This window comes from Streptomyces sp. NPDC034049, assembly GCF_055575575.1.
On record NZ_JBVISJ010000001.1, the window covers coordinates 172,861 to 186,783 of the forward strand.

Here is a 13,923-nt window from a genome sequence, read left to right on the forward strand (position 1 = left end):
GCTCCCGACATTCTCCGCCGCTCCGCCACTCAGCCTCCGAGATCGTCCATGGCGTCTCGGGTGCGGCTCAGGTACGGCATCAGCTGTTCGGCCAACTCGTCTCGGGAGGACGCCTCGATTCCAGAGACTCCCGTCAGATAGATGGCGTTCAGCAACTGGTCCGTCGCCAGCTCCCCGTCCGTACCCCGGTCGAGAAAGCGCCCCATCAACTCCCGTGCGTAGGCGTCTGGTTCACCCAGATGTGCCTGCACGATCTCCTCAAGATGGGTGCCCCGCGGTTGGGGTAGCTCCAGGCGTACGCACCGCCGCAGGAACGCGGGCGGAAACTCCCGTTCCCCGTTGCTGGTCATGACGACGAAGGGAAAGGCCCTGCATCGCACCCGTCCTCGTGCCACTGCCACGCGTGCGTCAGTCCCGTCGACCATCACCTGGGCCGAGGGGATGTGCTGGGCAGCGCGCACCAGCTCCGGTATCTCGTACTCCCCCTCCTCCAGGATGTGCAGCAGATCATTGGGCAGGTCCAGGTCGCTCTTGTCGATCTCGTCGATCAACAGGGCACGGGGCCGGGTGTACGGGAGGAGCGCCGTCCCCAGGGGCCCCAGCCGGAGATGGTCTTGAAGTTCGCCGTCCTGCGGGCGTGTCTTCGATCCGGTACGGCCGGCGGCATAGAGCCGTGAGAGAGGGTCGTACTGGTAGAGGCCATCGTGGAGCGTGGTGCGGCTGGTGATGTTCCAGCGGAGCACCGGGCCCAGGCGGAGTTCATGTGCCACGGCGTACGGAAGGCTGGATTTGCCGCTGCCGGGCGGGCCGGTCACCAGCAGCGGGCGGCGTAGATACAGGGCCGCGTTGACGAGCTGCACGGCCCGGTCGGTGGCGCGGTAGGTGAGGGCCCGGTGCCTGCGGTCGGGCGAGGTGGCCGAGATGTCGTCGTCCTCGCTGGGGGTCGCCAGCTCGGGCCCGCCGTCGAAGGCGCGCCATGGCGGTGGCGAAGGGAGGCGGTCGACGCCGTCGTGGGGCTCGCCGGTACCCGTGTAGACAGGCCACAGGGACATACGTGTCTCCTCGCGCAGGCTCGGGGAATCAGACCGGAAGTTCCTGGAAACTGTCCGGGTCGGGAAGACAACGGGGGTCCTCCCACAGCAACGTCAGGTCGTGCGCCCAATGCCTTTCGACGGCTCTGGGGTCGGACCCGTCCTCGACCGAGCAGGCAGCCTCGCGCAGTTCGTGGATGTAGGCCGGAAGATCGCGCAGGGGGCGCCCCACCAGGTTCTCGTCGAGGTGGTCCAGAAAGGTTGTTCCCCGGCAGTCGTCGTGTGGTGCGGCCCCGCCCCTGCAGTTGTTCCGCGGCCAGAGGATCGCCGGTGCGGGGGCATTCAAGGTTGCGCGGAGCAGCTGACGGACGCCTTCCGCGCGGGGCGGGGTGCCGAAGCCGACCATGTCGGTGCTGCGGTGCAGGCCGATGGTCAGGCTCTTCGGGCTCTGTCTCAGGGACGCGCAGCCGATGCGGTGCAACTGTGCCATCGGGTGCGTGTCCAGCTGGGCCCACTTCTGCCTGAGCTTGTGCTGGAGACCGAAGCTACGTCGCCGTTCCAGGCTGATGACCACGAGCGGTGCGAAGGAGCCGAGCGGGCTGTCGTCGTCGGGGCTGCGCTGCCACTGTGCGATGTCCAGGTTGAGGTAGCGCAGTGGCAACACGAAGGCGATCAACTCACGTGCTTCCGGTTCCAGTACGTGATAGGCCTCGTCTATGCGCTCCAGGGCGTAGGCGCGGATGTCCTCGACGGGGAGCCGGCTGGACCCCACCACCAGGCGGTCCCGGCCGTTGTATGCGGACACCTCGACAAGGAAATGATTGTTGCCGCGGCCGCTCGGCGCTATCTCGACCAGGATGGGCGACCAGTCAGGAGCCTGCCTCGTCCGGGGTGGGGCCACCGATCCGCTTCCTTGGGACCATGCCCGTAATCCCCGGCGGGTTCCGAGGTCGTCGATGAAGATCGCGAGCCGTCCCGTGAACCGGGCGATGGCGCGGGGGTCGGGCACCTCGAACAGGAGGTACCACGCTGCGTCCCACAGGGAGTTCAAGCCGTTCGGCGGGGGAGGCCCCATACCTACGGCGTCGCGGTAGAGCCGTTCGGGGCTGCACTGCAGTTTGCCTTGATCGGACGCCTCCTCGATCAGCTTCCGTAACCGCCGTAACTGACTCGGGCTGTATACGGGATTCGGTATCAGCTCGGCCAAAGGGGGCCAGTAGCGGGCCACGACATGGGCGGGGAGCATCTTTCCGTCGCGGATCCCGGGATCCTTCGCGGCCGACGTGACCAGACCGACGACTCTGCCGTCCGTAAGGGTCAAGGCTGCTCCGCTGAAACCCGGAGCGAGAGGCTGACCGTAAGTCTTCCAGGCCTCCAGCTGAATCCATTCGCTGTCGAGCAACTGGTCGGCGGTGGTGCGGTACTCGGTGAGGGTCCCCCGTCGGTTGTGTCTGGGGAAGCCGTGGGCCAGCAGCTTCGGCGGGGGGTCTCCGAACGCGTCGGAGGGGGCCGCGAAGCGCGCGGGTGTCAGGTTGGCCGGACGACCCAGTTCGAGCACGGCGACGTCACCGCGCGAGGTCGGTGTGCCGTCCCAAGGGCCTCGAGCCACGACGTGGCCGACGTGCTGCATGTCGTCACCACCAGCGAAGGTGACGCACACCTGGTGCCGGTCGCTGTCCTTGACGACATGCGCGCACGTAAGAACATGGCGAGCATTGATCAGGATGCCGGCTCCGGTACTTCCTCCACACTCGATCCTTGCGTTCCAGGAACCGCTCCTCATGAGTTCACAGAGGTTCCGGGCGCGCCGGATGCGTGAGCGGGGGACCAGGTGAGCCGGACCACGAGATGGGCTTCGACCGTGCTCTTGGCGATCACCGCCCCCGCCTCGGCACTCAGCTTCACCCCGAACTCGAGTTCTACGGAATCGGGCGCGAGCGAGTCGTCCCGCAGGACCCGGAGCGCCGACCGGGCGGCGGTACGGACGTGGCCGAGGGCGTTCTCGAACGTGCGGGCGGCCCGGACCGTCCCCCCGTCGTGGTCTGCGACGAGCTGTGAACCGGACAGATCCTCGGAAGGCTCCACCACGATCATGGAGCCGTCTTCGGTCTCGAACTCCACCAAGCCATCCATGACGCCCCCGTTGTCCGTGACTCTCACCGACGCACATTGTTACGGACGGTACTCGGGGTTGTCCCGGTTTCCGCTACCCGTATGTATCCGTGATGCCCCGTACGAGCCGGAGCTCCACCAAATCCTGTGGTCTCAACCGGAGTTGATCGGCGGTCGAGCGCACCTCGGTCTCCGGCCGCTTCAGGATCGCCGCCGCCAGTTCCGGGGCGATCACCGAGAAGTAGGAGTCGGGGGTGGCCCAGGTGTGGGTGGGGGAGGCGAGGGCGAGGGCTCCGCCGGAGCCGCCCTCGCCGATGAGGAGGGTGGTGACGGGGGTGCGGGCGCTCGCGACGGTGGTGAAGAGGGCGGCGATGGCGGGGCCCGCGCCCTGGCGTTCCGCTTCGGCGTCGTTCGCGGCGCCGGGGGTGTCGATCAGGGTCAGGACGGGGATGCCGAGGCGGTCGGCGAGGCGGATGAGGCGGGTGGCGGTGCGGTAGCCCGCCGGGCGGGTCGCGGTGCCGCACTGGGCCGCGTAGGCCACGCTCCGCCCCTCGTGTTCGCCGAAGCCGCAGAGCATGCCGGGGTCGGTACCGCCGGCCCGGTCACCGCTGAGCGGTGCGCGGCGGGTGAAGTAGGCGTCCAGGTAGGCCTCGGCCCGGGGGCGGTGGGGGGAGCGGGCACGTTGCACGGCTTCCCAGCCGGTGGTGGGCAGCGGGGTTCCGTGGGGGTGGGGGCCGCGGAGCGCGTGGGGTGGGGGTGCGGGGTCCTTGGACGGGCTGGTCAGGAGGGTCAGCCACAGGGACAGCGTGTCGCGCAGGTCGTCCGGGTGGACCACCGCGTCCACGGAGCCCGCCGTGACCTGGGAGTCCGCCGTGTACGCCGCCGGGTCCGCGTCCGGTGGGCGGACCCGGGAGCCGGCGAAGCCGATCTGGGCGTCGGGCAGGGCCAGGACGATGTCGGCGCCGGCGCCGAGGGCAGCCCAGCCGCCGCCCGTCGTCGGATCGCGGAGCACCGCGATCTGCGGCAGCCCGGCCTCGCTCGTCAGCGCCGACTCCCGTGCCACGCGCTGGAGTTGGGTCAGCGCGCGCATGCCCTCCTGCATGCGGCTGCCACCCGTCGCGATCAGCGAGACCACCGGGAGGCGGTGCTCACGCGCGTAGGTGTACGCGGCCTCCAGCCGGTCACCGGTGCGTTCACCGAGCGAGCCGCCGAGGAAGCCGAACTCGAAGGAGATGAGCACGGCCGCCGTGCCGGTGCGGACGGGGGTGCCGGTCGCTTCGGCCCCTGCCTCCGGCTGCGTCCGGTCGCCGATCAGCGCGCGGCCCCACACCACCGACTCCTCCTCCCCGGTGCGGGCCGTCGCGCGGGCGCGTGCGGTGTCGTAGTCCTGCCAGGCGAGGGGGCCGTCGGGGGCGTACTCCCCTTGAGGCGTGGGGAGTTCGGTGAAGTCGTCCGTCAGGAGGGCCAGGGCCTCGCGGGCCGAGAAGCGGCGGTCGGTCATTCGGGCGCGTCCGTCGTCAGTGCCCGCTTCATGATCTTGCCCATGTCGTTGCGGGGGAGGGCGGCGAGGTAGTGGACGGTCCGGGGGCGCTTGTGGGGGGAGAGGAGAGTGGCGACATGGGACGCCAACTCCCCTGCCGGGGGCGGGGATTCGGGGTTCTGCGGCACGATCCAGGCGACCACGCGTTCGCCGAGGTCGGGGTCCGGCGCGCCGGTGACGGCCGCCTCCCGTACGCCCGGGTGCTCCAGGAGCGCGTTCTCGATCTCACCCGCGCCGATCTTGTATCCGCCGCTCTTGATGAGGTCGGTGGCCTTGCGGCCGACGATGTGTACATAGCCGTCGGGGTCGCGGACGGCCATGTCGCCGGTGCGGAACCAGCCGTCGGCGGTGAACGCGGCGGCGGTGGCGTCGGGGCGGTTGAGGTACTCGGTGAAGAGGTTCGGGCCGCGCACCTGGATCTCGCCGACCGACTCGCCGTCGTCCGCGGTGAGGGGGGTGCCGTCGTCCTCGACGAGCCTCAACTCCACTCCGGGCAGGGGGACTCCGACCGTGCCGGCGCGGGGTTCGCCGTCGGCGCGGACGCTGGTGTTCATGAGCGTCTCCGTCATGCCGTACCGCTCGATCACCCGGCGGCCCGTCGCCGCCGCGATCCGCTCGTGGTCGTGCACCGGCAGCGCGGCGGAGCCGGAGACGAGCAGGCGGGCGCCGCCGAGTGCCTTCGCCAGTTCCGGGTCGCCTGGCAGGGTCTCCGCGATGCGGTGGTACATCGTCGGGACGCCGAACAGCATCGTCGCGCCGGCCGACAGCTCCCGGGCCACCGCGGTCGTGTCGAACCTGCCGAGGTGGCGGACCGCGCCGCCGCGCCGCAACGGGCCGAGGATGCCCAGGATCAGTCCGTGCACATGGAAGAGCGGCAGGGCGTGGACCAGGACGTCGTCGGCGGTCCACTGCCAGGCGTCGGCCAGCGCGTCCAGAGTGGTCGCGATGGCGCGGCGGGGGATGACGGCGCCCTTGGGCGGGCCGGTCGTTCCGGAGGTGTAGACGACGAGGGCAGGGGCCGTGGGGGCCGGTTCGGCTGTCGGGTCGTCCGTGAGCGGCGGGTGCGAGGTCGAGCCGTGGGACGTCGAGTTGTGCGACGTCGAACCGTGTGTCGTCGAACCGTGTGACGTCGAGCGGTCCTGTACGTCGATGTCCACGCGCCTCAACTCGGCTAGCGGGGACGGGAGTTCGGCATCGGGAGCGGTGAGGACCAGCGCGGGGGCGCTGTCCTTCAGGATGTGGCCCAGCTCGCTCTGACCCGACTTCGGGTTGAGCGGTACGGCGGGGACGCCGGCGCGTAGCGCGGCCACGACGCCCACCGCCGTCTCCAGCGTCGGTGTCGCCCAGACGGCCACGCGGCCCGCGTCGCGGATCCGGGTGGCGAGCGCGTCGGTCACGGCCGCGAGTTCCGCGTAGGTCAGGGACCGGTCGCCGAAGCGCAGGGCGGGGCGGTCGGGGATTCGGGCTTCGCCGGTGAGGGCCGGGAAGAGAGAGGACACGGTGCCGTATCTCCTTGGTGTCGGTCGTCGGTCGTCGGTCGTCGGTCGTCGGTCGTCGGTCGTCGGGCGGGGGGCCTGGGTCGTCGGTGGTGGTGATCGGTCGTCGGCGTCCGGGGTGCGGGCTCCCCCGGTGGGGTTACCCGAATCCCGGGACCACCAGCACCAGCCACACCACGGCGGGCACCACGGCCACCACGATCCCTCCGTAGATCATCAGCTGTCGGAAGAAACGCTCGCGGTCCACGTCCGGCGCGGCGGCCAGGACCAGTGCGCCGTTGGTGGAGAAGGGGCTGACGTCCACGACCGTCGCGGAGACGGCGAGTGCCGCGACCATGCCGACCGCGCCGATCTCGCCCTGGGCCAGGAACGGTACGGCCAGGGGGATCAGGGCACCCATGATGCCGACGGAGGAGGCGAACGCCGAGACGACGGCCCCGATGTAGCAGAGGAGCACGGCGGCGAGGAGGGGGATGCCGATGCCGCCGACGCCCTCGCCGGCCCAGGTGATGGTGCCCATCTCGTCGAGTACGCCCACGTAGGTGAGGACGCCGCAGATGAGGAGGACCGTGGACCAGGCGATCTGGGTCACCGCCTTGCGGCTGTCGTCCGGCCAGAGGGCGCTGAGGAGGGCGGCGAGGGTGACGGCGGTGAGGCCCGCGTCCAGGTCGAAGGCGAGGACCGCCACGACCAGGGCCGCGAGGGAGGCGAGGGTGGCCGCAACGGCGGGGGTGAGTGGGGTGTCGGGGTCCGGGTCCGGGTCCGGGTCGGGCTCGGGCTCGGAGACAGAGGCGGAGGGAGGCGTAGAGGCGGTGGCTGTGGCAGTGGCAGTGGCAGGGGCCGTGGCGGAGACAGGGGCCGAGGTCAGCTTCAGGCCGCCGAAGAGGACGAACACCACCCCCGCGATCACCAGGTTGGCGATCAGGGACGTCAGGAAGAGGAACAGCTCGTTGCCGGGCAGGTGCTCGCGCTCGACGATCCCGTTGACGATCGTCCCGTAGATGCTGATGGGGGAGAAGCCGCCGCCCTGCGCGCCGTGGACGACCATCGCGCCCATCAGCAGGGGGCTGATGCCGTAGCGCGAGGCGAAGCTGAGGGCGATGGGGGCGACGATCGCGACCGCCGCCGGACTGACCGCGCCGATCGCCGTCAGCGCGGCGGTGAGGAAGAACATCACCCACGGGATCAGCGCCACCCGCCCCCGTACGAGCCGGATCGAGGCGTGGACCAGCCAGTCGGTCGTGCCGTTGGCACGGGCTATCGCGAAGAGATAGGTGACGCCGACGAGGACGACGAAGAGGTCACCGGGGAAGCCGGCGAAGATGCCGTCCGCGTCGAGGTCGGCGACGAGTTCGCCCACTCCGAAGGCGGCGGCGAAGGCCAGCGCACCCATGTTCACGGAACGGGTCGTGGCGATGACGAACACCACGGCGAGGACGAGGATCGAGATCAGTTCGGGGGACATACGGGCTCCCGTCGTCGGGCAAGTGGCCGAGTGGCTGAACCACTTACGGTTGGTCAGCGTGGGGGCGTACGAGGGTGACGTCAAGGGGGTGCGCGTCAATTGGTTCAGCCACTCGGCCACCGCTCCACTGGCTCCACCCGGTGTTACGCTCCCGACGAGCGACGCCGGACCGACGGCACACGCACTGCGAGCAGCACGAGCAGCACGAGCAGCACGAGCAGCACGAGGGGGAATCGTGAGCGACGCCCTGCGCCCCATGGCCAAGCAGCGGCTCTACGAGCAGGTCCTCGACCGGCTGCGGCAGTACGTCGCCGAGGGCGGTCTGAGGGCCGGCGACCGGCTGCCGCCCGAGCGGGACCTGGCCCAGCGGCTGGGGGTGAGCCGGGCCTCGGTCAAGCAGGCCATCGTGGTGCTGGAGGTCCAGGGCCTGGTGGAGGCCCGGCACGGGGGCGGCACGTACCTCGTGCGGGACAGCCTGGACGTCGAGCCGGTCGAGAGGATGGTCGAACGGCGTCGTCGGCTGCCCGATGTGCTGGAGGCCCGCGAGGCGCTGGAGACGAAGCTCGCCGAACTGGCCGCCGAGCGCCGCACCGAGGACGACCTGACCGCGATGCGGGACGCCCTCACGCACATGGCCGGCGAGATCGAGCGCGACGGGCACGGCATCGAGGGCGACCGGCTGTTCCACGCGGCGGTCACGGCCGCCGCGCACAGCAGTCTGCTCGCCGAGTTCATGCGTTCCATCGCCGACCAGATCGCCGAGAGCCGCACCGAGTCGCTGCGTCAGCCCGGCCGCCCCGACCGTTCGCTCGCCCAGCACCAGGCGATCCTCGACGCCATCGCCGCCCGGCAGCCCAAGCAGGCGGCCACCGCGATGCGCCGCCATGTCCGCACGGTCGCGAAGGTCCGCCTGCTGGACTGGGACCCGGGCGACTCACCCTCCTGAGCCCGCTCCCGCCCCACCCTCCTGAGCCCGCTCCCGCCCGCCGTTGTCAGTGGTGGTCAGTACAGTCGGCCCCCGGCGAGTCGGCAGGTGCCGACGGGTGCACAGAAGCGGCGGAGGACGGTCGTCGGCGGAGAGCCGGCGGGCGAGCACGGGGGAATGCGGGGCGGCGGTGCGGGAGTTCGCGGGGGAGTTCGAGACCCATCTGACGGTGGCGGCCGGATCCGTGGCCGGTGACGAGAGCCGGATACGGCACTGGGCGGAGCGTCACCGGGTCAAGTACACCCGGATCGTGCTCGACCGGGGAGCGGTGCCCGACCAGCCGATGCTGACGGTCCGTGGCCGGGGGGCCCTGTCGGCGCAGCGCGCGGCCGCGTCCGCGTGGGTCGAACGGCTGGGCGCCGAGGGGTTCGTGGTGGCCCGGGTGAAGATCGAGGCCACACCGTGGAACGAGGACGTGCCCCGGACGGCCGCCGAGGCCCGCGCCCTCCCTCCCGGCTGCTACTTCGAGCACCATGTGAAGCTCGCCCTCGCCGACGACACCGAGGTGGCGACGGTCCGCGCCCTCGCCGAGCGCCATGAGGCCCATGTGTCGCGCAACGCCCGCCGCGTGCTGGGCGCCACGGGCCGAGCGGGCGGACAGCGGGGCGCCGCCGGGGGAGACGGGCCGGACGGTCGGCCCGCCCGCGGGCACGAGCGTTTCGTCACCCAGCGCTGCCGCGACGTCGGCCGGCCCGAGGCCCGCCGCCGTCTCGACGCCCTCCTCGACGCGCTCGCGACGGCGGGGTTCAAGGCGGTGGAGGTGGAGGAGGAGTTCGTCGTCCACGACGACCGCCCGCAGCTGGACGCCGGATGGATAAGGGAGCGGACGGACCTCCGCACCGCCCCGCGCGGTGACCGGCGGACGGATGTGCGTGCCGATGAGCCGGCGGGCGCCCGGTGACCGGCTCCCGGGCGGGCGACGGGGCCCGGTCACCGGACGACGAGCGGTGGCGGGCCGCGCACCGGGCCGTGCTCGACCACCTGCTCCGTCTCGTCGCCGAGTACTCGCCCTTGGGGGAGGACCTGGTGCTGCGCGGCAGCATGGTCATGTCGGCGTGGGTGGGGGCCGCGGCGCGCGAGCCCGCCGACCTCGACTGGATCGTGCCCCAGCCCCTGCTGGTCCCGGTGGACCCCGCGCACCCCTACCCGTACGTGGACGCGCTGGAGTCCGTACAGCAGTGGCCGGAGGCGGCCGACGGGGCCGAGCGGTACGAGATCTGGAAGTTCGAGGAGTTCGACACCGGGGGCCTGCGGCCGATGGTTCCGCCCGACGGGCTGCACTGGGTCTTCGAGGCGGAGCCCGAGGAGCGCCCGCCGCATCTGGCGCTGCTCGACCTGGTGCGGGAGCGGCCGGTCGCCGCGCCGGGCGTGGTGCTCGACGTGGACGGCGCCCGGCCCGACGGCATCTGGACCTATGTGGAGTACGAGACTCCCGGCGTCCGTCTCACCATCCCCTGGGCGGCGGAGGGTCTGCCGCCCGGTGAGGCGCGGCTGGACTTCGCCCGGGACGAGCGGCTCCCGGAGCTTCCCGTGTGGACGGCGATACCCCGCGCCGACGGCACCGGCCGGACCGTCGTGCGCACTCCGGGCCCCGCGCTGTCGCTCGCCTGGAAGCTCCTGTGGCTGCACACCGACTGCGCCTCCGAGGGCCGCGCCCGGGCCAAGGACCTCTACGACGCCGTCCTCCTCGCCGAGGCCGAGGTCACCCGGCTCTCCCCGCGCCTGCTCCAGAAGGTCTTCCGCCGTGCGCCCGGCGCCGACGCCCCGGCCCCCGCCGACACCCCGCCCCTCGACGGCGCCCCGGCCCCCGAGGACGCCCTGCGCGTGGACACGCTCGTCCTCGACGCCGAGGACTGGGCGGACTTCCGCACCGCCCATCCCCGGGTGCGGGGCACGGCCGAGGAGTGGGTGGAGCGCCTGGGCCGGGCGCTGGAACGGGTGCCGGGGCCGCCGGCGGCGCGGCGGAACGGCGGAGGACAGGTGGGCGGCGCCTCCTAGCCCTCCCCGCCCACCACGTCCGCCACCACGCAGCTCACGTTGTCCGGGCCGCCCGCCTCGTTCGCCTCGGTGACGAGGGCGCGTACGGCGGTCTCGGGGTCGGGGGCCGAGGACAGGGTGCGCCGGACGGCCGGGTCGGGGACGACCGACGAGAGGCCGTCGGAGCACAGGAGGTAGCGGTCGCCGGGGTGGGCGTCGTGGAGGCGCAGGTCGGGCGTGGCGGTGGCCCCGCTGTTGGTCAACGCCTTGAGGAGCAGGGCGGGTTGGGGGTGGGCGGTGGCCTCCTCCGGCGTCAGCCGGCCCTCGTCGATCATCGACTGGACGACGGTGTGGTCATGGGTGATCCGGAACAGTTCGCCGTCGCGCAGCAGATACGCGCGGGAGTCGCCGATGTGGACGAGGGCGAGCTGCGAGCCGGTCCAGAGCATCGCCGTCAGGGTCGTGCCGTCGTCCCCGGTCCCCGGGACGTCCCGCACGGCGTCGCTCGCGCCCCGCACCGCGTCCTCCAGCAGGTTCAGCACACTGCCGGCCGGGAGGGTCTCGCGGTCCAGCGTCTTCAGCGCCTCCACGGCGGCCGTGCTCGCGGGGGCACCGGCGGGGCCGAAGCCGTCGGCGACGGCGAGGACGCGGGTGCCGGCGTAGGCGGTGTCCTGGTTGGCGGCGCGGACGAGGCCGGTGTCGGAGAGGGCGGCATAACGGAGTTCGAGCATCGCGGTGTCCTCCTCGGACGGGTGGGTGAGGTGGTCCACGAGGAAGGCCGCCAGGTCGCGTCGGGTCGCCGTCTCGGCCTCCACCCCGGCCCAGTACGCCCGGATCTCCCGGGCCGCCGGGCCCGGCTCCAGCGCGCACACCGTACGGATGCGGGCCAGCGGCATCCCGAGCCGGCGGAGCCAGGCCACCAGCCGGGCCCGCTCCAACTGCTCGGCGGCGTAGTAGCGGTAGCCGGTGTCGGGGTCGACGCGGGCGGGCCGCAGCAGCTCCAGCTCGTCGTAGAGCCGCAGGGCCTTCGGTGACAGCCGGCACGCCTTGGCGAAGGCCCCGATCGTCAGCATGTCCATGGCTCCCCCTGGCTCTTGTGGTCCTGGCGTTCCTCGTTCCGCTCTCGATGCTGGGGCTTCACCGAAGGTGAAGGTCAAGCGGTGGTGCGGAGCCGAGTCGATCATCCGTTATCTTTTCGTGACTGACTCGGCCACATCCGATCACATACTGATCACACTCTGAAGGAACATGAGCGCGCACAAAGCAACACGTTCTCGTACCGGCACTCGCACCGGAACCGGCGCCGGCACCAGCACCGGCCGTCGGCGGAAGGTCCGTGAGCCGCGCGCGAGAGTGCCTCTGTGGAGCGGCCTCGGGGCGGTGGCGGTCGTCGGGGTCGCCGGGTTGGCCGCGGTGGGGTGGGTGGGCGGCGGCACGGGCGAGTCGGCCCGGGAGGCCGGGGCCGGCACGTCCGCCGAGGCCTCGCCCGAGCGGTCCCGGCGTTCCCCCTCTCCCAGCCGGAGCGCCGACACCGGCACCGACACCGACTCCGACTCCGACACGGGTGCGTCCGGTGGCCCCTCCTCCTCGCCCAGCTCGTCGTCGAGCGACTTAGGCTCCCCCTCGCCCGGCAGCTCGCCCGTCACCATCCCCAGGACCGGGCCCGGCACCTTCACCACGGCCTCCGGCGGCAGCCCCAAGGTGGGGAAGGGCACGCCCCTGCGCTACCGGGTCGACGTCGAGAAGGGACTGTCGCTGTCGGCCGCCGAGGTCGCCGACGAGGTGGAGGCCGTACTCGCCGACCCGCGCGGCTGGACCACCGACGGCGCATCGGCGTTCCAGCGGGTCTCCAGCGGCCCCACCGACTTCGTCGTCAAGGTGGCGACGCCCGGTACGGTCGACGCGTTCTGCCGCCGGGTCGGGCTGAACACCCGCGGCGAGTTCAACTGCCAGGCCGGCGACGACGTCATGGTCAACCTCGAACGCTGGGAGCTGGCGACCCCCGTCTACGCCGAGGACGTCAAGGCCTACCGCGCCCTGATCATCAACCACGAGGTCGGTCACTTCCTCGGCCAGGGCCACGTCACCTGCCCCGGCGAGGGCAAGCCCGCCCCGGCGATGATGCAGCAGATCAAGGGCATGAAGGGCTGCCTCCCCAACGTCTGGCCGTACGACAGCGACGGCCGCTTCCTCACGGGGCCCTCGGTGCCGTGAGCCGGCACGGGCCCACGACGACCCGGCTGCCCGCGAGAACCCGGTCCCGTCATGTCACCCGCGGTTGTTAGCCTGCGCCGGAGTCCCGGACCCGGTCCCGTCCGCGGTCCCCGCCCCAGACGTACGCGAGCCGCAGACGCCGACGTGGCCGTACGCGACACGAGAACGGAGCCCCCGTGGCCCGCACAGCCGCCCCCCGCATCGCCCTCGCCACCTACGACCCCGGGCCCCGGGTCAACCACGATCGCGATCTGCCGGTGCTGGTGGAGGCGCTGCGGGAGGCCGGGGCCGACGCGGCGGCCGTGCGCTGGGACGACCCGGCGGCCGACTGGGCCGCGTACGACCTCGTCGTCATCCGCTCCACCTGGGACTACAGCTGGCGCGCGGCCGAGTTCGTGGCCTGGGCGGAGAAGACCGGTGAGGCCACCCGGCTCGCCAACCCGGCCGACGTCGTGCGCTGGAACACCGACAAGCGGTACGTCGGCGACCTCGCACGGGCCGGGGTGCCCGTCGTGCCGACGGACTACCTCGCGCCCGGCGACCCCCTCCGGCTCCCCGAGGCGCACGAGTACGTCGTGAAGCCCACCTCCGGAGCGGGCGCCCGCTACGCCGCCCGCTACACCCCCGACCAGCGCGAGACCGCCGCCGCGCAGATCGAGCGGATGCGCGCCGAGGGGCTCACCGCGATGGTGCAGCCGTTCATGACCAGCATCGACGCCGAGGGCGAGCGGGCCCTGCAGTTCTTCGGCGGCCGGCTGCTGCACGCCAGCCGCAAGGGCGCGGTGCTCGCGCCCGGCACCGCGTACGACGCGGAGAAGACCGCCCACCCCGACCTGGTCCACTGGTCCCCGACCGAGGCCGAACTCGCCGTGGCCGAGCGGGCGTTGGCCGCCGTACCGGGCCGGCCCGAGCTGCTCTACGCGCGCGTCGACCTGGTCACCGGCGCGGACGGGCAGCCGTGTGTGATGGAGCTGGAACTCGTCGAGCCCAACCTCTTCCTGTGGCTGCACCCCGCCTCGCTGCCCCCTGTGGTCGCGGCGATCCTGGCCGCCGCCACCGGCTGACCCCGCCCGCGCCTCACCCGAAGAGGCGGGAAATCCATG

General features: G+C 72.2%; 12 protein-coding genes. 5 read left to right on the forward strand and 7 right to left on the reverse strand.

All coding sequences use genetic code 11. From position 1 onward, the window contains the following. Positions 1-29: 29 nt before the first annotated feature. From ACZ52C_RS00750 to ACZ52C_RS00775, 6 genes are all read right to left on the reverse strand, one after another. Positions 30-1,052, reverse strand: a complete 1,023-nt coding sequence (locus ACZ52C_RS00750; protein WP_469072739.1) for an AAA family ATPase — start codon at positions 1,050-1,052, stop codon at positions 30-32. 28 nt (positions 1,053-1,080) lie between these two features. After that, positions 1,081-2,814 (reverse strand): VMAP-C domain-containing protein, encoded by a 1,734-nt coding sequence (locus tag ACZ52C_RS00755; protein WP_469072740.1) that lies wholly within the window; start codon positions 2,812-2,814, stop codon positions 1,081-1,083. Next, positions 2,811-3,164, reverse strand: coding sequence for a CU044_2847 family protein (locus ACZ52C_RS00760; protein WP_469072741.1), 354 nt, complete (start codon positions 3,162-3,164; stop codon positions 2,811-2,813). Before ACZ52C_RS00760 ends, ACZ52C_RS00755 begins: the two co-directional genes overlap by 4 nt. A gap of 73 nt (positions 3,165-3,237) precedes the next feature. After that, positions 3,238-4,644 carry a carboxyl transferase domain-containing protein gene (locus tag ACZ52C_RS00765; protein ID WP_469072742.1) on the reverse strand — a complete coding sequence of 469 codons (1,407 nt, stop codon included), beginning with the start codon at positions 4,642-4,644 and terminating at the stop codon, positions 3,238-3,240. Further along, entirely contained in the window at positions 4,641-6,182 is a 1,542-nt protein-coding gene (locus ACZ52C_RS00770) for an acyl-CoA synthetase (protein WP_469072743.1), read from the reverse strand. Before ACZ52C_RS00770 ends, ACZ52C_RS00765 begins: the two co-directional genes overlap by 4 nt. Positions 6,183-6,318: 136 nt before the next feature. Beyond that, a complete protein-coding gene (locus tag ACZ52C_RS00775) occupies positions 6,319-7,644 on the reverse strand; it encodes an SLC13 family permease (RefSeq protein WP_469072744.1) in 1,326 nt (441 codons plus the stop codon). Between the two features lie 235 nt (positions 7,645-7,879). Here ACZ52C_RS00775 and ACZ52C_RS00780 point away from each other — a divergent pair, with 235 nt between their 5' ends. The 3 genes from ACZ52C_RS00780 (at position 7,880) to ACZ52C_RS00790 (ending at position 10,627) form a co-directional block, all read left to right on the forward strand. Beyond that, positions 7,880-8,590 (forward strand): FadR/GntR family transcriptional regulator, encoded by a 711-nt coding sequence (locus ACZ52C_RS00780; protein ID WP_469072745.1) that lies wholly within the window; start codon positions 7,880-7,882, stop codon positions 8,588-8,590. Between the two features lie 97 nt (positions 8,591-8,687). After that, a complete protein-coding gene (locus tag ACZ52C_RS00785; protein WP_469072746.1) occupies positions 8,688-9,530 on the forward strand; it encodes a hypothetical protein in 843 nt (280 codons plus the stop codon). Beyond that, positions 9,527-10,627, forward strand: coding sequence for a nucleotidyl transferase AbiEii/AbiGii toxin family protein (locus ACZ52C_RS00790; RefSeq protein ID WP_469072747.1), 1,101 nt, complete (start codon positions 9,527-9,529; stop codon positions 10,625-10,627). The genes ACZ52C_RS00785 and ACZ52C_RS00790 overlap by 4 nt, the downstream gene beginning before the upstream one ends. Here the strand turns inward: ACZ52C_RS00790 and ACZ52C_RS00795 are convergent. Then, positions 10,624-11,685: a MerR family transcriptional regulator gene (locus ACZ52C_RS00795; protein WP_469072748.1), complete on the reverse strand. Its 1,062-nt coding sequence runs from the start codon at positions 11,683-11,685 to the stop codon at positions 10,624-10,626. The genes ACZ52C_RS00790 and ACZ52C_RS00795 overlap by 4 nt on opposite strands. Before the next feature lie 301 nt (positions 11,686-11,986). Between ACZ52C_RS00795 and ACZ52C_RS00800 the strand changes: the two genes are divergently transcribed. After that, the gene (locus ACZ52C_RS00800) at positions 11,987-12,820 is read left to right on the forward strand and encodes a DUF3152 domain-containing protein (protein WP_469072749.1); all 834 of its coding nucleotides are present in this window, start codon (positions 11,987-11,989) and stop codon (positions 12,818-12,820) included. Between the two features lie 176 nt (positions 12,821-12,996). Next, positions 12,997-13,884, forward strand: coding sequence for an ATP-grasp domain-containing protein (locus ACZ52C_RS00805; protein ID WP_469072750.1), 888 nt, complete (start codon positions 12,997-12,999; stop codon positions 13,882-13,884). The last annotated feature ends 39 nt before the right edge of the window (positions 13,885-13,923 follow it).